The sequence below is a fragment of the Gordonia sp. X0973 genome (assembly GCF_013348785.1).
Lineage (GTDB): Bacteria > Actinomycetota > Actinomycetes > Mycobacteriales > Mycobacteriaceae > Gordonia.
The window spans coordinates 2,896,030-2,918,122 of sequence record NZ_CP054691.1 but is presented as its reverse complement, the minus strand read 5'-3'; the positions used below and the strand labels follow the sequence as shown (position 1 = coordinate 2,918,122).

The following is a 22,093-nucleotide window of genomic DNA, read 5'->3' as shown; positions in this document are numbered from 1 at the left end:
GGCTAGCCCGCGACTCGGACGGAACCGTCGGTCTCGATGCGCACGTGACGCCCGTTCAGCGCCTCGTCGCTCAACTCGGCGCCCATCACGCAGGGGATGCCGAACTCGCGCGAGAGGATCGCGACATGCGAGCCCTTGCCGCCGACGGTCGAGATCACACCCTTGATGTCGGAGAACAGCGGGGACAGGATCGTGCCGCCGGAGGTGTGCAACAGCACGATGAGGTCCGACGGGCAGTCGTCGAACAGGGGGAGCACGTCCTCGGTGGTCTTGATCTCGACGACGGTGCCCTCCACCGGCTCGGTGCCGGAGACGAAGGCGCCGGTACCGGCGGGGGTCCAGGTTTCGGTCATGGTTCTCTCTGCTTTCGGGTTGATGCGCGCCGACGGGGGCCGGCGGCTGGGTTGACGGGACCGGGTCAGGCGAACGGGGGAGTGACGGGCTCGCCGCCGCCGAGCAGGTGCTCGAAGGCGCCCAGGCGGGTGTCGCCGGTCGCGCGCTCGTAGTACTCCGTCGCGGCCTTCTCGAAGGGCTCGATCCAGAGCGAGGCCACCTCCTCCTCGGTGTAGCCCGCGATGGGCAGCAGTGCGTGGAAGTCGTTCGCGTATTGGCTGCCGCCGTGGGTGACCTTGGTCCGGTCGTCCCAGCCGGCCATCTGCAGGAAGTAGTTGCGCTGCGCCTTCACCGACGCCTCGGCGATCGCCGAGAGTTCGGGGAGCGAGATGGTCTTCAGGTCGTCGCCGGCCAAGATGGCGACACCCTCGACGTGGTCGAAGAAGTTTTCCGGATCGGTGAAGATCGCGAAGAGGTCGAAGGTGATCCGCACGTCTCGCATCACCAGGGCGACGACCACCCGCGACACCGACAGCCGGTTCTCGTCGGACTTGCCCGGCATATACCTGCCCTGCAGGTCGGTGAACTCCTTGAACAGGACCACCCGGCCGTCGTCGAGCCGGTACGGACCGTGCTGGTGGATGCCGTCGCGGGCCTCGGCGTGGGTGACGAACTCGAACATGTCGAGTTCGGCGATCGAGCGCTGGAGCATCGCGATGTCGCCGCCGGCGGCGAGCTTCCCGTCGCCGTCGAACGCGCCGTCGGTCAGCGCGGTCTCGACGATGGGGGCGAGGGTCTCGTCGGAGAGGATCTCGAAGGTCTCCGGCGTCCCGCCCTGCCCGGGGACCAGGCCGCCGTCGTTGCGATAGGCCGCCATGATGCGGGCCCACCAGGTGAACACCTCGGCCATGCGCTCGTCCTCCGGGACGGCCACGTCGGTCTTCTCCGGCCAGCCGGCGTCCTTGTAGACCTGGATGCGTCCCATCGTGAGGACCCAGCCGAGGCCGTTCATCACCAGGCCGAGCGGAACACCGGGGGTCTTCAGCTTCCGGCCGACCTCCTCGGGGGTCAGCCGGGCGTTGACGAGGTCCATCAACAGCGGGATCGACCGCACCGATGCGTAGTTGCCGTACGCCATCTTCGTGGAGACGTCGAACAACGGTGAGTCCACCGCGGTCCGCTCGGAGAGGAACGCCTTGACGGCGTCGCCCAGCTGTTCTCGGGCCCGGTCGGCCAGTTCGCGGTTGACTTCAACGGAGGGCATTGCGTGTCTCCTCGGATAGCGGGGTTGGTGTGATCGATGCCACCCCAGCGCCGTCGCCGTCGGTAGAGGCCACTCGCTTATCCAGTGGAAACATCTCCTTATCCCCACCCCCGTCCGCTGGACTCCGATCACCGTGCGGGGCTACGGTGACCTGCATCACAAGGCTCGAGAAGGTGGTCGGAGATGGACCTGCGTCAGATGGAGATCTTCGCCGTCGTCGCCGAGGAGGGCAGTCTGCACGCCGCCGCGCGCCGGCTGTACCTGTCGCAGCCGGCCGTGTCGCAGGCGATGCGCAGGTTGGAGCGATCGGTGGGCGCGGTGCTGCTGGTCCGCAGCCCGCGCGGCGTCGAACTCTCGTCGGCCGGGGTCACCTTCCTCGCCCATGTGCGGCAGATCCTGCACTCGGTGAGCGATGCACTCGACGACGTCCGCAACACCGGTCGGCGCCGCCGGCTCGCCATCGGCGTGCTGTCGGGTCACCTCGGTGCCGGTGAGCTCACGCCGCTCATCATCGGCGGCTATCGGCGGGCCAACCCGGACGTCGAGGTCTCGATGGTCGACCTCAGCTTCGCCGACCAATTCGACGCGGTGATGGACGGGCGCGTCGACGTGGCGATAGTCCGGTCGCCCGACGTGGTCGGCGGGATGAACTACACGCCGCTGTTCGCCGAGCCCCGGATGCTCGCCTTCGGCGCCGATGCGCCCGTGCCGGAGGGCGACGGGAGCGACGCCGTCGACGCGGCGCTCGACTTGCCGGTCCTGGACCTGACCAACGCGCCGCCGGAATGGTCGTCGTATTGGGGGCTCGACGCCCAGCGCCGACCCGACGAGCGCGTCGGCAGCAACGCGGTGAACATCTCGGAGCTGCAGTCGTCGCTGGCCGACTCGGGCAGCGCGCTGTCCGTCGCGGCGAGCGGCTGGCGCCTCGCGATCGACAATCCGCTCCTGCGAGCGCTGCCGCTGAACGATTTCCCGCCCAACGAGTGCGACGTCATGTACCCCGCGGACGCGGGTTCGCTCGCGATCGGTTTCGCCGAGGTGGCGCGCCGGGTCGTCGAGGAGAACATCGGGCTGGTCGAGGGCGCGCAACTCGTCGCGTGACCACGGGCTGTCGCGCCGGATTCCGTTTTGACCCGGCCAACGCAGGTCGGTAGAGTACTTGGGCGGTGCCTGGCGACAGCTGGGCCAGTCTGCATGCGTGTCAACGGATGAGGTCGCGCGGGGTGAAACCCGACGTTCACCGGGGTGCGGGGCAGGCTGACTAGGCGAGACCGTTTTCGGGTGTTAGACACGCCCGAGCGCGGGGTAGCGATCAATGTACTGACCAGGGCAGACGCTCTGGTGGGGCGAGTTGTGGAGGTGAATCACGGTCGCCGGTGGCGACAGTGATCATTTGCCCGGAGCACCAACCGCAACAAGCACTGCGGACCGGCGGGAGCCGACTCCGACGTGCGAACACATCGAATGAAGGAATTCAGTGCCAACTATTAACCAGCTGGTCCGCAAGGGCCGCAAGGACAAGGCTTCGATCAAGAAGACCGCGGCCTTGAAGGGCAGCCCGCAGCGGCGCGGCGTGTGCACGCGTGTGTACACCACCACCCCCAAGAAGCCGAACTCGGCGCTTCGGAAGGTCGCGCGTGTGCGCCTGACCTCCGGCGTCGAAGTCACCGCATACATCCCCGGCGAGGGCCACAACCTGCAGGAGCACTCGATGGTGCTCGTGCGCGGTGGTCGTGTGAAGGACCTCCCCGGTGTTCGTTACCGCATCATCCGCGGCTCGCTCGACACCCAGGGTGTCAAGGACCGCAAGCAGGCTCGCAGCCGTTACGGCGCGAAGAAGGGCGGCTAGTCATGCCACGTAAAGGACCCGCGCCCAAGCGCCCCCTCATCAACGACCCCGTCTACGGTTCGCCGCTGGTCACCCAGCTCGTGAACAAGATCCTCCTCGACGGCAAGAAGTCGACCGCCGAGCGGATCGTCTACGGCGCCCTCGAGCAGGCCCGCGAGAAGACCGGCACCGATCCGGTCATCACGCTCAAGCGTGCTCTGGACAACGTCAAGCCGACCCTCGAGGTGAAGAGCCGCCGCGTCGGTGGTGCCACCTACCAGGTGCCGATCGAGGTCAAGCCCGGTCGCGCCAACACCCTGGCCCTGCGCTGGCTGGTGACCTTCAGCCGTCAGCGTCGCGAGAAGACCATGGTGGAACGCCTGGCCAACGAGCTGCTCGACGCCTCCAACGGCCTCGGTGCCTCGGTGAAGCGTCGCGAGGACACCCACAAGATGGCCGAGGCCAACCGGGCGTTCGCGCACTACCGCTGGTAGTCGCAGCCGCCCCAACAGTCCACTAATCGATTCCCGAAGGGAATGTAATGGCACAGGAAGTGCTCAGCGACCTCACCAAGGTTCGCAATATCGGCATCATGGCCCACATCGATGCCGGCAAGACGACGACGACCGAGCGGATCCTCTTCTACACCGGCGTCAACTACAAGATCGGCGAGACCCACGACGGTGCGTCGACGACCGACTGGATGGAGCAGGAGAAGGAGCGGGGGATCACCATCACCTCCGCCGCCGTCACCTGTTTCTGGAACGGCAACCAGATCAACATCATCGACACGCCGGGTCACGTCGACTTCACCGTCGAGGTGGAGCGCAGCCTCCGCGTCCTCGACGGTGCGGTCGCCGTGTTCGACGGCAAGGAGGGCGTCGAGCCCCAGTCGGAGCAGGTCTGGCGCCAGGCCGCCAAGTACGACGTCCCCCGCATCTGCTTCGTCAACAAGATGGACAAGATGGGCGCGGACTTCTACTTCACCGTGCAGACCATCATCGACCGCCTCGGCGCCAAGCCGCTGGTGGTCCAGCTCCCGATCGGTGCCGAGGATGACTTCGTCGGTGTCGTCGACCTCGTCGAGATGCGCGCGCTGGTCTGGCCGGGCGACGCCAAGGGCGACGTGACGATGGGTGCCTCCTACGAGGTGCAGGAGATCCCCGCGGATCTCGCCGACAAGGCCGCCGAGTACCGCGAGAAGCTGCTCGAGACCGTCGCCGAGTCCGACGAAGCCCTCATGGAGAAGTACTTCTCCGGCGAGGAGCTCACGGTCGAGGAGATCAAGGGCGCGATTCGCAAGATGACCGTCAACTCCGAGCTGTACCCGGTGCTGTGTGGTTCCGCGTTCAAGAACCGCGGTGTGCAGCCGATGCTCGACGCCGTCATCGACTACCTGCCGACCCCGCTGGACATCGGCGAGGTGCACGGCCACAAGGTGGGCGACGAGGACGAGGAACTGATCCGCAAGCCCAGCAAGGACGAGCCGTTCTCGGCACTGGCCTTCAAGATCGCGGCTCACCCCTTCTTCGGCAAGCTGACCTTCGTGCGCGTCTACTCCGGCCAGGTGGAGCCGGGCACCCAGGTGCTCAACGCCACCAAGGGCAAGAAGGAGCGCATCGGCAAGCTCTTCCAGATGCACGCCAACAAGGAGAACCCGGTCGACGACGCGGTGGCCGGCCACATCTACGCGATGATCGGCCTGAAGGACACCACCACCGGTGACACCCTGTGCGCGATCGACTCGCCGATCGTCCTGGAGTCCATGACTTTCCCGGACCCGGTCATCAACGTCTCGATCGAGCCGAAGACCAAGGCCGACCAGGAGAAGCTGGGCACCGCGATCCAGAAGCTGGCCGAAGAGGACCCGACCTTCTCGGTTCAGCTCGACGAGGAGACCGGCCAGACCGTCATCGGCGGCATGGGCGAGCTCCACCTCGACATCCTCGTCGACCGGATGAAGCGTGAGTTCAAGGTCGAGGCGAACGTGGGCAAGCCCCAGGTCGCCTACCGCGAGACGATCCGCAAGACCGTCGAGAAGCACGAATACACGCACAAGAAGCAGACCGGTGGCTCCGGCCAGTTCGCCAAGGTCATCGTCAAGCTCGAGCCCCTCACGGACGCCGAAGACGGTGCGACCTACGAATTCGTCAACGCTGTCACCGGTGGTCGTGTCCCGCGCGAGTACATCCCGTCGGTGGATGCCGGTGCGCAGGACGCGATGCAGTACGGCGTTCTCGCCGGCTACCCGCTGGTCAACTTGAAGGTCACCCTGCTCGACGGTCAGTACCACGACGTCGACTCGTCGGAAATGGCCTTCAAGATCGCCGGTGCGCAGGCTCTGAAGGAGTCTGCTCGCATGGCGAACCCGGTCATCCTGGAGCCGATCATGGCCGTTGAGGTCACGACTCCCGAGGAGTACATGGGTGACGTGATCGGCGACTTGAACTCCCGCCGTGGCCAGATCCAGGCCATGGAGGAGCGCAGTGGCGCCCGTGTCGTCAAGGCACAGGTTCCGCTGTCGGAGATGTTCGGCTACATCGGAGACCTTCGGTCGAAGACCCAGGGCCGGGCAAACTACTCCATGGTCTTCGATTCGTACGCCGAAGTTCCGGCGAACGTTTCGAAGGAGATCATCGCAAAGGCGACGGGCGAATAGTCCCCAGCCTGCGGGCCGCGTTTCGGCGCGAAACAACAGAAATACACCAACCACTGTCGGGAACCACTCGGCAGCGATAACAGTCCAGGAGGACACAAGTGGGCAAGGCGAAGTTCGAGCGGACCAAGCCGCACGTGAACATCGGCACCATCGGTCACGTCGACCACGGCAAGACCACCACCACGGCCGCCATCACCAAGGTGCTGGCCGACAAGTACCCGGATCTGAACGAGAGCTTCGCTTTCGACCAGATCGACAAGGCGCCTGAGGAGAAGGCTCGTGGTATCACGATCAACATCTCCCACGTCGAGTACCAGACCGACAAGCGCCACTACGCGCACGTCGACGCTCCGGGTCACGCCGACTACATCAAGAACATGATCACCGGTGCCGCCCAGATGGACGGCGCGATCCTGGTCGTGGCCGCCACCGACGGCCCGATGCCGCAGACCCGCGAGCACGTGCTGCTCGCCCGCCAGGTGGGTGTGCCTTACATCCTCGTCGCGCTGAACAAGGCCGACATGGTGGACGACGACGAGATCATGGAGCTCGTCGAGATGGAGGTCCGCGAGCTGCTGGGTGCCCAGGAGTTCGATGAGGACGCCCCGGTCATCCCGATCTCGGCGCTGAAGGCGCTCGAGGGCGACGAGAAGTGGGTCAAGTCGATCGAGGACCTCATGCAGGCCGTCGACGACTCGATCCCGGACCCCGTCCGCGAGACCGACAAGCCGTTCCTGATGCCCGTCGAGGACGTCTTCACGATCACCGGTCGTGGCACCGTCGTCACCGGTCGTGTGGAGCGCGGCGAGATCAAGGTCAACGAAGAGGTCGAGATCGTTGGTATCCGCGAGGACTCGCAGAAGACCACGGTCACCGGCATCGAGATGTTCCACAAGCTGCTCGACGAGGCTCAGGCTGGCGACAACGCCGGTCTGCTGCTCCGTGGCCTCAAGCGTGAGGACGTCGAGCGCGGTCAGGTCATCGTCAAGCCGGGCACCACGACTCCGCACACGGAGTTCGAGGGCCAGGCTTACATCCTGAGCAAGGACGAGGGCGGCCGTCACACGCCGTTCTTCAACAACTACCGTCCGCAGTTCTACTTCCGCACCACGGACGTGACCGGCGTCGTGACCCTCCCCGAGGGCACCGAGATGGTCATGCCGGGCGACAACACCGAGATGAGCGTCAAGCTCATCCAGCCGGTCGCCATGGACGAGGGCCTGCGCTTCGCGATCCGCGAGGGTGGCCGCACCGTTGGTGCCGGCCGCGTCACCAAGATCATCAAGTGATCACTGATCACTCGATCTAGGTAGTAAGCGCGCAAACGGCGCCCATCCCTTCGGGGATGGGCGCCGTTTCGTGTGTTCTGGGCTAATCTCTGGGTTTGCGCCGTTTGTGCCTTTCGGTCGACGGTTCCCCTATCGGAGGTCATGAGGATGCGGTTGTCGCGTAGTGCAGTGGTGGTAGTCGGGGCGGCAGCGCTCCTCGTCGCGGGATGTGCGACCGACGGGAAGGACACCGGCGGGACCGACCAGGCGACCTCCGCGTACGCGCCGGCGCCGGCACAGTCGAGCGCTTCCGCGTCGTCGACGGCCGCGGCCGCCCGCGACACACTGCAACTCCCCGACGAGGATTGGGCGATCACCGGCGGATTGATCGCGACCGGCTGCGTGAAGGGGGCCTCGTCGCGGAATCCGGTGGTGCTGGACACCGTCAAGGGTGGATGGCTGCCCATTCCCGGGTCCAAGCCGCTGAAGGAGGACGAGGAGGTCGGTCCGGTCCACTGTGTGATCACCGGTGACGAGAAGGATCCCGTCGTCGTCTACGCCGAGACCGTCAAGACGCGTGCCAGCGGCGTCAGCGGCGAGAGCACCCGCGCCCGCATGTACGCGATCAAGATCAGGGGAGGGTCGGCCGACGACGCGGTCGACCTGACCGGCACGCTGACCGCCGGGGCCGAGGCGAGCAGTCTCCACGGCTACCCGGGCGGGTTCGCGGTCCTCGAATCCGACATCAAGAACTACGGCCGTGGATTGAAGCTCTACTCCCTCGACCACGACCTCAAGCCGACGGTGAAGACGATCATCCCCGTGGACGAGTCCAACTCGACGAACTCGGTCTTCCCGCCGCACCTCTCCTACGAGTTCCCCGCCTTCGAGAAGGTCACCCTGGACAAGCCGGACACGGTGATGTGGGGGTTCCACGGATTCGGGAAGAACCTTCAGAACGTTCCCTCGATCGTCCGGTTGCCCGGCGGAGAGCCGGTCGAGTTGGCCGCCCCGGCGCGGATCGAGCGAGCCGTCGGGCGCTTCATGATCTACCAGGCCGACGGCGACACCTTCCCGAAGACCAAGCGGCAGATCATGCTGCGCGACACCGTCTCCAACCGGGTGGTCCCGACGACCTTCGACAGCGAGGGGTCGACCCGGGCGGTGGCCTGGGACGATCTGCTGATGGTCCGCGGCTGCTTCGTGGCGAATATGGCCACGGGCAAGGTGCTGCTCGACAAGTGCGACGAGAAGAACCTCGCGGAAAACATCATGGCCGGCAAATATCTCTACGTGTACGACAACCTGAAGAACCCGGTCATCGACCTCGAGACCGGCAAGACCGTGTCGGAGGGGTGGAAGGTTCGTCCCGTCACGCGGATCCCGGGTTGGACGGTCGTGGCGCACACCGACGGTCTCGGCCAGGACAAGCCGGTGCTGGTCCGCGACAACGACAAGGGCGAATACCCCGGCCCGTGGTGGTGACCGATAGACTCCGCGGTATGAGCGACAAGAACGAGCACGAGCAGAAGATCGAGGAAGAAGAGAAGGCGCGCCAGCACGAGCGCGATCGTCTCGAGCGCGAAGAAGAAGAGCGCCTCAAGTAGGCTTCGCCCGATCGGATCAGCATGGTGTTTCAACCGGTTTCCGGACGAAACACCATGCTGATCGTGTTTTCGGACTTGATCAACGCCAGGTCTCGATGCCGTTCGCATTGGGACACAGCGCTTGTGGGCCCCTCGTCGGCGAAAATAGGCTTCGCGGGTGCACAAACTTGTCAGTCGGGCGTTGCCGATCCGGCGCGGAGTCGTGGGTGTCGCGCTGATCGTCGGCGCGGTGGTCGCGACGGGGCTGCCCGCTGCCCCCGCCGACGCCGCCGTCCGGGACCGCTTCTACACGTCGGGGTGCGGGATGCCCGCCTCACCGGTCGACGTCTATGCCCGCCCGGGGAACTACAAGACCGTGATCGCCCTCGACGGGCTGCGAGCCACCAGCGACATGAGCGGTTGGCGCCATGAGACGAACATCGGGAGCCTCGCTTCCCGCGGGGTGAACGTCGTCGAGCCGGTTGGCGGGCTGGCAAGCTTTTACACCGACTGGGAGCGCAAGCCGGGCAACAAGCAGCGCTACCGCTACCAGTGGACCTGTCGGCTCAACCGGATCATCAACGAACTCGACTCCCGCGGGTTGGCCGCCGGTCGATGGGGCAAGTACGCGATCATGGGCATCTCGATGGGCGGCAACTCGGCGCTGACCTACGCCGCGAACCACCGTCGTCGCATCTCCCACGCGTTCTCGATGTCCGGATTCCTCAACCTCTCGGCGCCGACGATGCGCGAGAACATCAAGTTGGCGCTCATCGACGCGGGGGTGGCCGCCGGACGCGGTCCGTACGACGCCGACGACATGTGGGGGCCGCCGTGGGATCCGCGGTGGGTCCAGAACGACCCGTTCAACCTGGCGTCGAAGATGCGCGGCATGAAGGTGCGCATCGGTGCGGCGACCGGGGCGCCCGGGCGTCACGACGTGAACGCCGACACGATCGCCAAGGGCGGACCCCTGGAGACCGCCTCGGATGCGCAGACGATGGCCTTCGAGACCCAGGCCGCGCCGAACGGATTGCGGCTGAGCACCGACTATCAACTACAGGGCACCCATTCCTGGGGCTATTGGCAGGACTCGGTGTGGCGGGCCTACCGCGAGGGCTGGTTCCGCGACCGCTGAGCATGCTGAGATTCTCCCCCTGACGAACCGTCGAGGGCATATCTCCCTTGGTGTGTCACGAGGGGGAAAATCTCAGCAGGCCTGTCCGTTGTGGAGCTTGCGCGGGTCGACGCCCGTGCGCTGCCAGCCTTCGTCGGCCCATTCGACGTAGAGCCACTTGGTGGGCAGCCGGTTGAACAGCGGGTTGAGCGCGCGCATGACCGCGGTGAAGCGGTCGAATCGTCGTTGCATGCGCGGATTCCACTCGAGGCGGCAGACGTCGCGCATCTGCTGGGGCAGGGTGCCGATGATGACTGTGCGCAGTGCCGCGTTCAGCGGTGCGGACGCGACGCGCCAGACCGGCTTGGGTAGCCACTTCGGCCCGGGGACGCCCTGGCGCAGATAACCGGTGGCGTAGACGATCGTCTTGGTCGGGACGAAGCGGTCGCACATCGCGTTCCAGTACTCAAGGAACTCGGCATAGGTCTGTGGCTGGCTGCGGGCACTGACGCCGTAGAGCTGGTACCAGACCTTCGACTCTTCGAAGATCTGTTCCTTCTCCTGCTGCGAGAGGCGGCGGATGAAGGTGTCGGTGATGTAGATGACCTGGTCGACGAAGGTCGCGTGCGCCCAATAGAACAGTTCGGGGTTCAGGGCGTGGTAGCGCGAGCCGTCGCTGATGGTGCCTTTGATCTCGCGATGGAAGTCGCGGACCCTGTGCCCCCAGCCGTAGGGGTCGTCGGAGTAGACGGTGCGCATGATCGGCGGTCCGGTGCGGCGGGCACGGCCGAGGAAGTCGCTGAAGATGACCGAGTGGTCCTCGACGCCCTTGGCGAGTTGCTCGATGCAGTTCTCGGTCCCGGCGAGGCGCTGGAAGCCGAACAGGCCGCGGATGTCGCCGTAGAACTTCCACACCAGCGAATCGGCGCCCAGGCGCAGGTCCAGGGCGTCGATCTCGTCGTCGAACCCGGGTGCCGACAGCACGCTGGGCTCCGCCTCGCGCACCCCGGCGTCGAAGTCGTGGATCGTCATGACGTTGAGACTACCCCCGGTTTGGAACAGAACTCAATATTTGTTCCAAGGGTGGGCGTCACCGAGGGATAACATTCGACGATGACAAGTGGCAGCCCGTACCCGTCGTATCCCGGTCCGGCCCCGTCGATCGCGCCGCATCAGCCGCCGGCTCCGCAGTACCAGCAGTTCAATGCGCCCTACCCCGGTGCGCCGAGGTATCCGCAGCCGCAGCGTTCCGCCCCGGCGTCGTCGCTTCTTCGTGGGGTGCTCGGCGGCACGGCCGCGGCCCTGATCTACACGGTGCTGACCGTGGGCGCCCTGGTGAGTTACCAAGCGAGCCGTGACTATCACTCCTACGGGGGGTGGGTGGTCTTCGGACTCCATCTGGCCAGCATGGTCGCTGTGCTTGGGATCGTGCTCGCCAGCGCCGACAGGCGTCGGGTCGCGGTCGGTGGCGTCTTGGCAGTCGCCGGCCTGCTGTGGTTCGTCGAGAACGTCATCATTCTAGCCGTGACGTGGAACGGGCTTTCGTGGCTCGCGGACTTCGCGCGGCAGTGGTACTTCACCCCCTCCTGGCCGACCTTTGTCGTCAGCAGCCTCATCTTCGCGACGATTCTGGTCGCTTGGTTCTTGGGACGACGCACGTCGCTCACAACACTGGTGATAGTGCCGATCGCGGCGCTCGCATACGGCCTCGTGCAATGGCTTGTCGCGCACGCGATCCAGAACGACTTGCGGGACCGGATAAGCCATGTGGAGCGCGGTTCGGATCTCAGTGATCACCTCGATAGGGTCGGTGACTTGTTTCGCCATGCCAACCTGGTGATGGGGATCTACTCGACCGTCGTCACCATTGTCTTCTTCGTCGCGTTCACCTGGCTCGCCGTTGGCCTCGACAAGCTGCTCTCGCAGACGGGGCAGCGGCCGTGACGGGTGCCGACCCGAATCCGGCGTGGCCCGTTCCCGTGCCGCCGCAAGCCGGCTTCTATCCGGTGGAAGAACCGGCAACCATTCGCCGGAGCCTGGCCTTCGGCTGCGCGGCCGCGACGGTCTACGCGACCCTGGTGCCGGTCAATCTGGTGACCCTCCAGTTCGGTAGCCAGCTGAGCGCAGCCGACTGGGTCTACGCGCTGATCGGCACCATCTTCGACCTGGCGATCGCCGCGATCATCGCGATCAGCGCGGAACGTCGTCGGCCCGTAGTGGTCGCGGTGTTGGTGGCGGCCCTGCTCTTGGACGTGATCGGGTTCCTCGACTGGACGGCCGTGCCCCAGTGGTTGCACACGGCGCAATTCGGCCTCCAGGTGACGCTGTTCCTGGCCGCGTGGTTCCTGGGGCACCGGCGCTCGCTGGTCCCGTTGGTACTCGCGCCCGTTGCCGGCGTGGTGGTGGTCGTCGTCGATCTGGTTGCCGATTGGGCTGTTCATTCCCTGTTCGCCATCGCGGAGATGGGCGGGGGCATCGTGCTGCGCGCGACCGTTTCAAATGTCGTGGAGACAGCTCTGACCCTGGGCGTGGTCGTCGGATTCGCCTGGCTCGGCTATTGGCTCGACCAGTCGCTGACCTCGAACCGCCGAGGTTTGCGGTCATATGGCGACACCGATCCTCGGCACTTCGCTCCCGGGCCGTTGGGCTGAATCGTGCTTCCGTCCGCGGATGATCTCCTCGCGACCGCCGTGGTGGTCTCGCTGCCGATGCGCGTCCGCTTCCGCGGGATCACGGTGCGCGAGGCGTTGCTGTTCCGCGGCCCGGCCGGGTGGGGGGAGTTCTCGCCGTTCGTCGAATACGGCGACGACGAGGCCGCCCATTGGCTCGCAGCGGGCATCGAGGCGGCGTGGCTCGGACCACCGCCGGCGGTGCGGAGCGCGGTCGAGGTGAACGCCACCGTGCCCGCGGTTCCCGCGTCGGAGGTCGCCGAGGTCCTGGCCCGATTCCCCGGTGCGCGGACGGCCAAGGTGAAGGTCGCCGAGAAGGGACAATCCCTGCGTGACGACGTGGAGCGCGTCGCCGCCGTGCGCGAGCTGGTCGGCACCGTCCGCGTCGATGCGAATGGGGGATGGAGCGTGGACGAGGCGGTGACCGCGATCGGGCGGCTCGGCGAACTCGAATACGTCGAGCAGCCGTGCGCCACCGTGGAAGAACTCGCCCGGGTCCGGCGCCGGGTCGAGACGCCGATCGCGGCCGACGAGTCGATCCGCAAGGCCGACGACCCGCTGCGCGTCGTGGCCGCCGACGCCGCCGACATCGCCGTCGTGAAGGTCGCCCCGCTCGGCGGGATGCGCCGGGTCCTCGAACTCGCCGAGCAGATCCCGCTGCCGATCGTCGTTTCCAGCGCGCTCGACACCGCCGTCGGAATCAGCGCGGGCGTCGCGACGGCGGCCGCTCTGCCGCGACTTGACCATGCATGCGGGCTGGGGACCGGCGCGCTCTTCGTCGACGACGTGACGCCCGATCCACCGCGCCCGGCGCACGGCGTGCTGCGCCCGGCGGCCGTTGCCGTGGAGAATCCGCCGCTCGCCCCGCCCGACCGTCGGCGGTGGTGGACCGATCGGCTGACCCGCTGTCACGCGCTGCTGGCGTCGGCTGAATAGCGGTCACCCCGAGCGCTGCCTGCCTACGCTGAGCGCCATGAGCAACGACGTTCCCCTGGCCGCCGGCGACGATGCGTTCGCCAACCACACCTTCACCGCGCTCGGCGTCGAACCTTTGGTGCATCGGGATCGTCTCGGCGGCTCGGTGATGATCGTCGAGAAGCACCCGCCGAGCGGGCCCATCACCTTGATGACGGCGGGCGTCTCGCGACTGCCGCTGGAGGCTGGGCGTCCGTGCGAGCTCGCGGTCGAGGTGGTCGACGGCCAGCAGGGCGCGGGTGTCGTCGCGCTGCACCGGTTGTGTGACATGATCGCGGTGAACCGTCTGCCCCCGCCGCCCGGCGTGGTGATGCACAGCCCCGGACCGTTCCTTGACGGCACCGACATCTCGGCGATGGTGGTCGGCCGTTCGTCGTGGGGCCAGGCCATCGACGAGGTTCGCGACGACCGCGGAAACATCGTCGGCGACGTGTGGACGATCCGACTGCTGACCTCCGGCGAGGCGCAGTTGGCCGACGAGCAGGGGTACGCGGCGGTGGAGCGGGCTGCTGGCGGTCCGGCCGGACTCCTCGACGTCACGCGCGCCAGAGCCGGGGCGACCGCGCACCAGTCCGACGTCCTGTTCAGCAAGCCCATCGTCGTGTCGAAGCTGCACGAGCAGAACCCGCCGGCGTGGGTGACACTCGAGGATGACGGCATGCTCACCTCGGTGACCGGGCTCGAGGACGAGGCGTACGTGGCCGACCCGGACAACTTCGAGGTCTGGGACGTCGCGAACTTCGTCGCGCGGTTCCCGTGGACTGAGGGATTCCTCGGGGCGGCCCGTCCCGGTGACACGGCGCGCTTCGTCGGCGACGATGGCATCGATACCAGCGGAAACTACGTTCTCGAGTCGTGAACCGGGGCTAGGTTCGATCCATGGAACTCGACGAAGCCGCGGCACAGTCCTTTCTCGCCCGAACGCAGATCGGGACCATCGCTATCGAGCGCAAGTCGGGGCCGCCGCTGGCGTTGCCGATCTGGTACGACTACGCGCCCGGCGGGGATGTCCGCATCGTCACGCCGGCCGAGTCCTTCAAGGCCAGACTGCTCCGTGCGGCCGGGCGTTGTTCGCTGGTCGTCGACACCGTCGAGCCGCGGATCATCTTCGTTTCCGTCGAATGTGAACTCGTCGACGAATTGCCGCCGAGCAAGGACAACAACCGCTTGATGGCCAGCCGATACCTGCCGCCCGAAGCGGTGGAGGGGTTCGTCGAGACGATGCCGGCGGAGGCCTTGTTCTCCCTCCGGCCGACGCGGTGGCGTACCGCCGACCTCGGTCAGTAGGGGGCGTATGGGAGGGCGAAGCGGCTGAGAACGGCGGACGTTGAAACAAAGCTAGACTTTTGTTTCAAACGGCGTATCGTGAGAGCTGGGCCACACCGCGCCCGGAGAACGTGCGATCGAGGAGACCGCCGATGACCACCGTCTTCACCCAGGCACCTGCCGAGAGCGACCTGCGCAGCGTCCCGAAGAACAGCCGCAACGGCGTCCTGGAGATCCTTCGCATGCGCCGCGATCCGTTCGCGTTCAGCGCGGCCCGACAGGCCGAGTTCGGCAAGGTCTCGGCGATGAACGCGTTCGGGACGCAGTTCGTGACGTGCTCGGGTGCCCCCGCCGCCGAGCAGATCCTGATGAACAAGGACAAGGCCTTCGCCAACGGCCCGGCGTGGAGCTATTTCATCGGCCCCTTCTTCAACCGCGGCGTCATGCTCTTGGACTTCGACGAGCACCGCCATCACCGCGTCATCCTGCAGCAGGCGTTCACGCCGAAGGTCCTCAAGGGCTACTTCGGGGAGATGCAGCCGGTCATCGCCGATCGCGTCGCGAATTTCCCGACCGGCAAGGTCAAGATGCTGAGCCAGTTCAAGGAGCTGACCCTCGACGTGGCACTCGAGGTCTTCCTCGGCGTCGAACTCCCCAAGGACGAGGCCGACAAGCTCAACAAGGCGTTCATCGAGACGGTCCGCGCGGGCGTGGCCTTCGTGCGCAAGCCCATCCCGCCCGGCCGCTGGTGGAAGGGTGTGCGGTCGCGCAAGGTGCTCGAGGAATTCTTCTACGCCAACATCGACGCGAAACGCGCCAAGGAGACGCCCGACCTCTTCTCGGTCCTCTGCCACGCGGAGAGCGACGAGGGGCACACCTTCACCGACGAGGACGTGGTCAACCACATGATCTTCGTCCTCATGGCGGCACATGACACCTCGACCATCACGATGACGCAGATGGCCTACCACCTGGCCAAGAACATCCCGTGGCAGGAGAAGGCCCGGGCCCAGGCCTTCGACTTCGGCGCCACCCTCGAATACGACGACCTGGGAAAGCTCGACGTCCTCGACAAGGTGATGCGGGAGTCGCTGCGACTGTGCCCGCCGGTCCCGGCGCAGCCGCGCATGGCCGTCAAGGACACCGAGGTGCAGGGCTACTTCATCCCCGAGGGCACGATGGTCACCGTCCCGCAGCTGACCAATCACCGCGACGCGGACTACTTCACCAATCCCGAGGTCTTCGACCCCTCCCGCTACGACGCCGACCGCGCCGAGGACAAGGGCCACCGCTTCGCGTGGACCCCGTTCGGCGGCGGTGTCCACAAGTGCATCGGCCTGTACTTCGGTCAGATGGAGATCAAGACGATCATGCACAACCTGCTGCGCGACTACGAGTGGTCGGTGCCGTCGGACTACGTTATGCCGATGGACTACAGCGCGCTGCCGGTGCCCAAGGACAAGCTCCCCGTCGACCTCCGTCGACTCTCGTGAGCGAGCGCAAAGCCCGCAGCACCGCCACCGTCGAAGATCAAGAATCGGCGATTCTCGCTGCCGCCGCGACGGAGTTCGCCGCGGTCGGGGCGCGTCGGGCCAACATGGACGAGGTGGCCGCCGCCGCGGGTGTCAGCCGGTCGACGCTGTACCGGCGCTTCCCCAACAAGGACAGCCTGTTGCTGGCCGTCGCCGCCGACGCCTACGAGAAGGGGATGGTCCGGCTCGAGGAGTCCGTCGTCGGCCTGGGCCCGCGCGAGGCCGTCGTCGAGGCCTTCGCCACCGGCGCCGAGATGGTCAGCACCGATCCGCTGCTCAGCCGCATGGTGCTGGAGGACTACGAGGTCCGCAACGTCACCTCGTCGGTGAACACCCTGTTCATCGAGATGGTGACCGATCGGGTCGCCGACACCCTGCGGACGGCCGGTGCGACCATGCCGGAGGACCGGCTGCACCAGGCCGTCGAACTGCACGTGCGACTGGTCATGTCCTATCTGGAGAACCCCGCGTCGGAACCCGAGCGGCACAGCCCCGAATACGTCCGAGACATGGCCGCCACCTTCCTCGCCCCGATGATCTACTAGGAGCCCCGACGTGAGATTCCGATCCAAGCCGGCGCTGACCGGCGACGAGTTGCGCGACAAGGTCGTCGCCGTGACCGGCGGTGCGCGCGGCATCGGCTTCGAGACCGCGACCCAGCTGTTCGACGCGAAGGCGCGCGTCGTGATCGGCGACATCGACGGCGACGCGGTGGGCAAGGCCGCAGCCGACCTCGGTATCGACGGCCTCGAACTCGACGTGACCTCGCCCGACTCGATCGAGGGCTTCCTCGACGAGACCGAGGAGCGCTTCGGCCCGATCGACGTGCTGATCAACAACGCGGGCATCATGCCGGTGGGCCCCTTCCTGAACTACGACGCGGCGCTGATCCGCCGCACCGTCGACATCGACCTGATGGGCGTCATCTGGGGGTCGCAGGCCGCGGCGCGGCGGATGGTCGAGCGGGGCAGCGGCCACATCGTGAACGTCGCGTCGGTGGCGGGTCGTCTGCCCATGCCCGGGCTGACGGTCTACAACGCCGTCAAGGCCGGGGTGATCGAGTTCTCCGACGCGTTGAACGCCGAACTCGCCGATGCCGGGGTCTCGGTCTCGGCGATCCTCCCGTCGTTCACCAACACCGGACTGATCAGCGGGCTCGAGACCAATCGCTACATCCGCGTCGTGGAGCCGGAAGTCGTTGCCGCGCAGGTGGTTTCGACGATCATCGAGCCGCAGGCCCGGGTCGCGGCGCCGCGGTCGATGGGCTGGGTCCACGCGAACGCGATCATGCCGCAGGCGCTCAAACGGCGGACCCGCAAGATGACCGGACTGGACCATATCTTCTTGAGCTACGACGATAAGTCGCGTGCCGACTACAACAAACGCATCGGGCAGTAGCCGTGGCTGACCGCGAGCTGATCGCGGCGCAACGCCACGCACGGGCGCAATTGCTCGAGCTGCGGGACGGACCGGGACCCCGCCGGGCGCGGATCGCGCTGGTCCTCGCGGCGCTGGCGGCGCTGTCGGGGATCGTGGCGGCACTCGTCTCCGGGCGCGGGCCCTCCGACGAGGACTTCGAGCGCGCCGCCGCCACCCGGGTCAACACGCTGCTGACCAACAGTCCCGACCAGCCCGATCGGGCTCGGCGCATCCTCGCCGGGGCCACCGGCGAATTCCACGACGAGTTCGCGCAGTCCGCCGACGCCTATACGCGATTCGTCCGTTCCCGCGGCACCGTCGCCGACGGGCGGGTGCAGGGGACCGGGCTCACCGCGCGCGACGGGAATCAGGCAGAGGTGCTGGTGCTCGCCACCGTCGACCTGCCAGCCTCGGCGCAGGCGCCCGCCGCCAGCACCGATTTCCGCCTGCGTGTCGTCGTCGCCGACGAGGACGGCGAGTTCAAACTGGCGAAAGTGCAGTACCTGCCGTGACCGAATCATCCGCACGGCGATCCGTGCCCGTGCGCCGATCCGCGGCCGCCGATCGGGCTGCTGCCGCCCGGGACCGCCGCCGACTCGCCTGGTTGTGCGTCGGAGGGCTCGTCGTCCTCCTCGCCCTGATCGTCGGTGCGCGAGAACTGTCACAGTGGCGCGCCGACGAACATGCGCGCGCTCAGCGCGACGCGGTGCGGGCGGCGGCGCCGTCGATCCTCGCCGACGTCTTCTCCTACAGTCCGACCACGCTCGCGGCCGACAACGCGCGCGCCCGGTCGCGGGTGACCGCACGATTCGCCGACGCCAATGCGGCAGCCCTGCGCACACAGCGCGCGGGTGCGGTGCGGTGGCGCACGCGCACCGTCGGGATCGAGGACTCCGGCGTCGACTGGGCGCAGTTGATGGCCGTCGCGACGATCACCGATCCCGACGATCCGACCGTCGTCGACGACCGAGTCCTCTCGGTCCGGCTCGTCCTGCGCGACGGTAAGTGGCTGCTCGACGATGCGGAGCTGGTCCGATGACGACGGGAGACGGCGCCGGTCGTGCCGGCGGGTCGTATGCGCGCGCGACGCGACGGTACCGGGAGGCGCGCATCGCGGCGGGGCCCGCGCTGCGCCGACGGGCAGATCGGCGTCGGCAGCGGTTGACGATCGCCCTGCGGGTGCTGCCGGTCGTGCTCGTCGCGGCGGTTGCCGCCGCCATCGGCTGCTGGATCCTCGCGCACCGCGACGCGTCGGCGCAGGCCCGCGGCGAGCAGGCCGTCGCCGCCGCCCGCACCGCGTTGGTCACGATGCTCACCGCCGATCCGCGCGACCCAGAGGGCTACGTCCGATCCGTCCTCGCCGTCACGACCGGGGAGCAGAACCGGCGCGTCTCGTCCGGGCGGGCCGAGTTGGCAGCGGAGATCGCCGCACAGTCGGGGCCGTCGACCGGGCACGTGCTGGACACCGGGCTCGTGGCGGAGCCGCGCGCCGACGGGACGGTCGTCGTCCTCGCCGTCGTCGAAGCGGGTAACCCCGCGCTGATCGGCGCGTCGACGACGGCCAAGCGGGTACCGGTGGTCGTCACGATGACCCAGGTCGACGGCCGCTGGCTCGTGACGAAGGCGGCCCAGGCGTGAAGCGGGTGAGGTGGGCCGAGCTGAATCGGCGGACCATGATCCCGTTGGCGTTGGCCGTCGCGCTCGCGCTGATCGCCGCGGGGGGCTGGTGGTACGCCGTGCACGAGCGGCCGGGCGACGCCCCGCAGCGCTCGGCGGTGATGGCGGCCGCGGCACGGGCGACGACCGCGCTGATGACCCGGAACCCGGCCGAGCCTCCCGTGCGGCCCGAGGTCGCGAAGCAGTTGACCGGGAGATTGGCCGACGAGTACGCCAGTCTCGGCGCCGACGTCGTGCTGCCCGGCGCGGTGGAGCGGCGCATGACGATGACGGCGCGGGTCGTCGGGACGGGCACCGCCGAACTGATGGGCAGGCGCGCCCGGGTGCTCCTCTTCGTCGACCTGTGGGCGGCGCCGGAGGGCGCGGGTCAGCAGGTACCAAGGGTTGCCTTATCCCGCTGGGCGTCGATGCGTAAAGTCGACGGGGATTGGCTACTGGCGGGACTCTCGCCGGTGACCGGCGCGCTCGGCTGAATCCCGGTCGGCCGATGATTTCCAGGAGAGGACGTCGATGACAGACAAGCTGGCGCCCGAGGCGACGGTGGTGATCGTCGGGGCCGGGTTGGGCGGTGTGCGGGTGGCCGAGAACCTGCGGGCCGGCGGCCACACCGGGCCCGTGGTGATGATCGGTGCCGAGGCGCATCCACCCTACGACCGTCCGCCGCTGTCGAAGAAGGTCCTCACCGAGGCGATCGGGCGCGTCGATCTGAAGGCAGACGAGTTCTATGCCGACTCCTCGATCGACCTGCGGATGGGCGAGCGCGTCGCATCGGTGGACCCGGGGGCGAAGTCGGTGACCGTGACGAAAGCCGACGGCACGTCCTATACGCAGGACTACGACGCGCTGGTCCTCGCCACCGGACTGCTGCCGCGGCCCTTTCCGGGCGTGGCGGGGGTCGACGGGGTGTTCACGCTGCGGACCGTCGAGGACGCCCAGCGCATCGCCGAGGCCGCGTCGGCAGGCGGACAGGCCGTCGTCATCGGCGCCGGGTTCATCGGATGCGAGGTCGCTGCGTCGCTGCACACGCTGGGTTTGGCGGTCACCCTCGTCGAACCGGCGCCGACGCCGCTCGCCCAGGCGGTCGGCACCCAGATCGGCGCACTCGTCACCCGCCAGCACGTCGAGAAGGGCGTGGACGTGCGGGCCGGGATCGGTGTCGACGAGATCGTCGCAGAGGCCGGCAAGGTGATCGGGGTAAGACTGTCCGACGGGACGCTGGTCGACGCCGACCTCGTCGTCGTCGGCATAGGTTCGACGCCGGTCGTCGACTATCTCGACGGCTCCGGAATCGAGTTGGCCAGCCGCGAGGTCGGCGGTGGAGTCGCCTGCAACGAGGTCGGGCGCGCCGGCGTCGACGGGGTGTACGCACTCGGCGACATGGCCAATTGGCGCGACCACGGCGGCACCCAGCGCCGGGCCGAGCATTGGAACCACACCGTCGAGCAGGCGGCGATCGTCGCGGCGGCGCTGCTGGGCACCGATCATGCCGTCGTGCCGGCCGTGCCCTACTTCTGGAGCGACCAGTACGACCTCAAGATCCAGGTGCTCGGCTGGCCCAAACCTGACGACGACGTACACATCGTCGACGACGACGGGCACAAGTGGCTCGCCTACTTCAGTCGCGACGGGATGCTGACCGCCGTGGCCGGAGCCGGGAAGATCGGCGCCGTGATGAAGACGCGGCCCAAGCTCGTGACCCCGACGCCGATCGCGGACGTGTTGGCTTGACGAAGGGTTCCCCGACACCGACGGAGGTGCGCGCCGCGGTCATGGCCGTCGGCGACCCGGCGCGCGCCGCGTCCGCGGCCGGGTTCTTCAAGACCGGGCCGGGCGAATACGGCGAAGGGGACGTCTTCGCCGGCGTTTCGGTGCCGGAACTGCGCAAACTGGCGCGCGGATTTAGAGGCACATCGCTGCCGACGGTCGCGGCCCTGCTCGACGACGAGTTGCACGAGGTCCGGATGCTGGCGCTGTTCCTGATGGTCGACGGGTACGAGCGCGCGTCGGACTCCGCCCGCGCCGAGTGGGTGCAGGGCTATCGGGACGCCGTGGCGGCCGGTCGCGTCAACAACTGGGACCTGGTGGACTCGTCGGCGCGCCAGATCCTCGGCGCGTGGTGCGTGGCGTCGGGCGATTTCGACGAGCTGGTCGCCTATGCCCGACGAGAGGCGCTGTGGGAGCGGCGCGTCGGGATCGTCGGGACGCACGCGCACCTGTTCGTCGGCGATGCCGCCGCGACCCTGGCGGTCGCGCCCGTCGTCGTCGACGATCGGCGCGATCTGATCCAGAAGGCATTCGGCTGGATGCTGCGCGAGATGGGTAAGCGGGTCTCGCGCGAGACGTTGATCGGGTACCTCGACGCCCACGCGCCCGAGTTGGGTCGCACGGCACTGAGCTACGCCGTCGAGCATCTCGATCCCGATCTCCGCGCGCACTATCGCTCGCTGCGCTGACCCCGACCCCCGACCCGCCGGGTCTCGATACACCGACTCGGCTGGCG

General features: G+C 67.5%; 24 protein-coding genes. 21 read left to right on the top strand and 3 right to left on the bottom strand.

The window, feature by feature from the left end; genetic code table 11:
- Window positions 1-2 precede the first annotated feature (2 nt).
- Window positions 3-353 carry a PEP-utilizing enzyme gene (locus HUN08_RS14380; protein ID WP_124246664.1) on the bottom strand — a complete coding sequence of 117 codons (351 nt, stop codon included), beginning with the start codon at window positions 351-353 and terminating at the stop codon, window positions 3-5.
- Window positions 354-418: 65 nt separating this feature from the next.
- Entirely contained in the window at window positions 419-1,597 is a 1,179-nt protein-coding gene (locus HUN08_RS14375; RefSeq protein WP_124246665.1) for a hypothetical protein, read from the bottom strand.
- Between the two features lie 183 nt (window positions 1,598-1,780).
- Here HUN08_RS14375 and HUN08_RS14370 point away from each other — a divergent pair, with 183 nt between their 5' ends.
- The 7 genes from HUN08_RS14370 (at window position 1,781) to HUN08_RS14340 (ending at window position 10,076) form a co-directional block, all read left to right on the top strand.
- Window positions 1,781-2,698, top strand: coding sequence for a LysR family transcriptional regulator (locus tag HUN08_RS14370; protein WP_124246666.1), 918 nt, complete (start codon window positions 1,781-1,783; stop codon window positions 2,696-2,698).
- A gap of 376 nt (window positions 2,699-3,074) precedes the next feature.
- A complete protein-coding gene (gene rpsL, locus HUN08_RS14365) occupies window positions 3,075-3,446 on the top strand; it encodes a 30S ribosomal protein S12 (protein ID WP_007321021.1) in 372 nt (123 codons plus the stop codon).
- Between the two features lie 2 nt (window positions 3,447-3,448).
- Complete coding sequence (gene rpsG, locus HUN08_RS14360) at window positions 3,449-3,919, top strand: 30S ribosomal protein S7 (RefSeq protein ID WP_124246667.1); 471 nt, start codon at window positions 3,449-3,451, stop codon at window positions 3,917-3,919.
- Window positions 3,920-3,966: 47 nt separating this feature from the next.
- Entirely contained in the window at window positions 3,967-6,084 is a 2,118-nt protein-coding gene (fusA, locus tag HUN08_RS14355; RefSeq protein WP_124246668.1) for an elongation factor G, read from the top strand.
- Window positions 6,085-6,182: 98 nt separating this feature from the next.
- Window positions 6,183-7,373, top strand: a complete 1,191-nt coding sequence (gene tuf / locus HUN08_RS14350) for an elongation factor Tu (protein ID WP_124246669.1) — start codon at window positions 6,183-6,185, stop codon at window positions 7,371-7,373.
- A gap of 153 nt (window positions 7,374-7,526) precedes the next feature.
- A complete protein-coding gene (locus HUN08_RS14345) occupies window positions 7,527-8,837 on the top strand; it encodes a hypothetical protein (protein WP_124246670.1) in 1,311 nt (436 codons plus the stop codon).
- A gap of 279 nt (window positions 8,838-9,116) precedes the next feature.
- Window positions 9,117-10,076: an alpha/beta hydrolase family protein gene (locus tag HUN08_RS14340; RefSeq protein WP_124246671.1), complete on the top strand. Its 960-nt coding sequence runs from the start codon at window positions 9,117-9,119 to the stop codon at window positions 10,074-10,076.
- A 72-nt stretch (window positions 10,077-10,148) separates the two neighbouring features.
- Here the strand turns inward: HUN08_RS14340 and HUN08_RS14335 are convergent, their stop codons facing one another.
- Window positions 10,149-11,087, bottom strand: a complete 939-nt coding sequence (locus HUN08_RS14335) for an oxygenase MpaB family protein (RefSeq protein WP_124246672.1) — start codon at window positions 11,085-11,087, stop codon at window positions 10,149-10,151.
- Window positions 11,088-11,168: 81 nt separating this feature from the next.
- Here HUN08_RS14335 and HUN08_RS14330 point away from each other — a divergent pair, with 81 nt between their 5' ends.
- The 14 genes from HUN08_RS14330 (at window position 11,169) to HUN08_RS14265 (ending at window position 22,046) form a co-directional block, all read left to right on the top strand.
- The gene (locus HUN08_RS14330; protein WP_124246673.1) at window positions 11,169-11,999 is read left to right on the top strand and encodes a hypothetical protein; all 831 of its coding nucleotides are present in this window, start codon (window positions 11,169-11,171) and stop codon (window positions 11,997-11,999) included.
- Entirely contained in the window at window positions 11,996-12,706 is a 711-nt protein-coding gene (locus HUN08_RS14325) for a hypothetical protein (RefSeq protein WP_124246674.1), read from the top strand. Before HUN08_RS14330 ends, HUN08_RS14325 begins: the two co-directional genes overlap by 4 nt.
- Window positions 12,707-12,709: 3 nt before the next feature.
- Window positions 12,710-13,660: an o-succinylbenzoate synthase gene (locus tag HUN08_RS14320; RefSeq protein ID WP_124246675.1), complete on the top strand. Its 951-nt coding sequence runs from the start codon at window positions 12,710-12,712 to the stop codon at window positions 13,658-13,660.
- A gap of 37 nt (window positions 13,661-13,697) precedes the next feature.
- Window positions 13,698-14,558: a 3-octaprenyl-4-hydroxybenzoate carboxy-lyase gene (locus tag HUN08_RS14315; RefSeq protein ID WP_124246676.1), complete on the top strand. Its 861-nt coding sequence runs from the start codon at window positions 13,698-13,700 to the stop codon at window positions 14,556-14,558.
- A 20-nt stretch (window positions 14,559-14,578) separates the two neighbouring features.
- Window positions 14,579-14,986, top strand: coding sequence for a pyridoxamine 5'-phosphate oxidase family protein (locus tag HUN08_RS14310; protein WP_124246677.1), 408 nt, complete (start codon window positions 14,579-14,581; stop codon window positions 14,984-14,986).
- A 131-nt stretch (window positions 14,987-15,117) separates the two neighbouring features.
- Complete coding sequence (locus HUN08_RS14305) at window positions 15,118-16,458, top strand: cytochrome P450 (RefSeq protein WP_124246678.1); 1,341 nt, start codon at window positions 15,118-15,120, stop codon at window positions 16,456-16,458.
- On the top strand, window positions 16,455-17,042 hold the full coding sequence (locus HUN08_RS14300; RefSeq protein ID WP_124246679.1) for a TetR/AcrR family transcriptional regulator: 588 nt from the start codon (window positions 16,455-16,457) through the stop codon (window positions 17,040-17,042). Before HUN08_RS14305 ends, HUN08_RS14300 begins: the two co-directional genes overlap by 4 nt.
- 10 nt (window positions 17,043-17,052) lie before the next feature.
- A complete protein-coding gene (locus HUN08_RS14295; protein ID WP_124246680.1) occupies window positions 17,053-17,895 on the top strand; it encodes an SDR family oxidoreductase in 843 nt (280 codons plus the stop codon).
- 2 nt (window positions 17,896-17,897) lie between these two features.
- Window positions 17,898-18,428 (top strand): hypothetical protein, encoded by a 531-nt coding sequence (locus HUN08_RS14290; protein ID WP_124246681.1) that lies wholly within the window; start codon window positions 17,898-17,900, stop codon window positions 18,426-18,428.
- Complete coding sequence (locus HUN08_RS14285; RefSeq protein ID WP_124246682.1) at window positions 18,425-18,955, top strand: hypothetical protein; 531 nt, start codon at window positions 18,425-18,427, stop codon at window positions 18,953-18,955. The genes HUN08_RS14290 and HUN08_RS14285 overlap by 4 nt, the downstream gene beginning before the upstream one ends.
- Window positions 18,952-19,554: a hypothetical protein gene (locus HUN08_RS14280; RefSeq protein WP_124246683.1), complete on the top strand. Its 603-nt coding sequence runs from the start codon at window positions 18,952-18,954 to the stop codon at window positions 19,552-19,554. Before HUN08_RS14285 ends, HUN08_RS14280 begins: the two co-directional genes overlap by 4 nt.
- Window positions 19,551-20,066, top strand: coding sequence for a hypothetical protein (locus HUN08_RS14275; protein WP_124246684.1), 516 nt, complete (start codon window positions 19,551-19,553; stop codon window positions 20,064-20,066). Before HUN08_RS14280 ends, HUN08_RS14275 begins: the two co-directional genes overlap by 4 nt.
- Before the next feature lie 37 nt (window positions 20,067-20,103).
- Window positions 20,104-21,321: an NAD(P)/FAD-dependent oxidoreductase gene (locus HUN08_RS14270; protein ID WP_124246685.1), complete on the top strand. Its 1,218-nt coding sequence runs from the start codon at window positions 20,104-20,106 to the stop codon at window positions 21,319-21,321.
- A 41-nt stretch (window positions 21,322-21,362) separates the two neighbouring features.
- Complete coding sequence (locus HUN08_RS14265; RefSeq protein WP_124246899.1) at window positions 21,363-22,046, top strand: DNA alkylation repair protein; 684 nt, start codon at window positions 21,363-21,365, stop codon at window positions 22,044-22,046.
- Window positions 22,047-22,093: the final 47 nt, after the last annotated feature.

Coding starts and splice junctions, on each gene's coding strand:
- HUN08_RS14380 (WP_124246664.1), bottom strand. CDS start 353: ATGACCGAAACCTGGACCCCCGCCGGTACCGGCGCCTTCGTCTCCGGC.
- HUN08_RS14375 (WP_124246665.1), bottom strand. CDS start 1,597: ATGCCCTCCGTTGAAGTCAACCGCGAACTGGCCGACCGGGCCCGAGAA.
- HUN08_RS14370 (WP_124246666.1), top strand. CDS start 1,781: ATGGACCTGCGTCAGATGGAGATCTTCGCCGTCGTCGCCGAGGAGGGC.
- rpsG (WP_124246667.1), top strand. CDS start 3,449: ATGCCACGTAAAGGACCCGCGCCCAAGCGCCCCCTCATCAACGACCCC.
- fusA (WP_124246668.1), top strand. CDS start 3,967: ATGGCACAGGAAGTGCTCAGCGACCTCACCAAGGTTCGCAATATCGGC.
- HUN08_RS14335 (WP_124246672.1), bottom strand. CDS start 11,087: ATGACGATCCACGACTTCGACGCCGGGGTGCGCGAGGCGGAGCCCAGC.
- HUN08_RS14330 (WP_124246673.1), top strand. CDS start 11,169: ATGACAAGTGGCAGCCCGTACCCGTCGTATCCCGGTCCGGCCCCGTCG.
- HUN08_RS14315 (WP_124246676.1), top strand. CDS start 13,698: ATGAGCAACGACGTTCCCCTGGCCGCCGGCGACGATGCGTTCGCCAAC.
- HUN08_RS14310 (WP_124246677.1), top strand. CDS start 14,579: ATGGAACTCGACGAAGCCGCGGCACAGTCCTTTCTCGCCCGAACGCAG.
- HUN08_RS14305 (WP_124246678.1), top strand. CDS start 15,118: ATGACCACCGTCTTCACCCAGGCACCTGCCGAGAGCGACCTGCGCAGC.
- HUN08_RS14280 (WP_124246683.1), top strand. CDS start 18,952: ATGACGACGGGAGACGGCGCCGGTCGTGCCGGCGGGTCGTATGCGCGC.
- HUN08_RS14270 (WP_124246685.1), top strand. CDS start 20,104: ATGACAGACAAGCTGGCGCCCGAGGCGACGGTGGTGATCGTCGGGGCC.
- HUN08_RS14265 (WP_124246899.1), top strand. CDS start 21,363: ATGGCCGTCGGCGACCCGGCGCGCGCCGCGTCCGCGGCCGGGTTCTTC.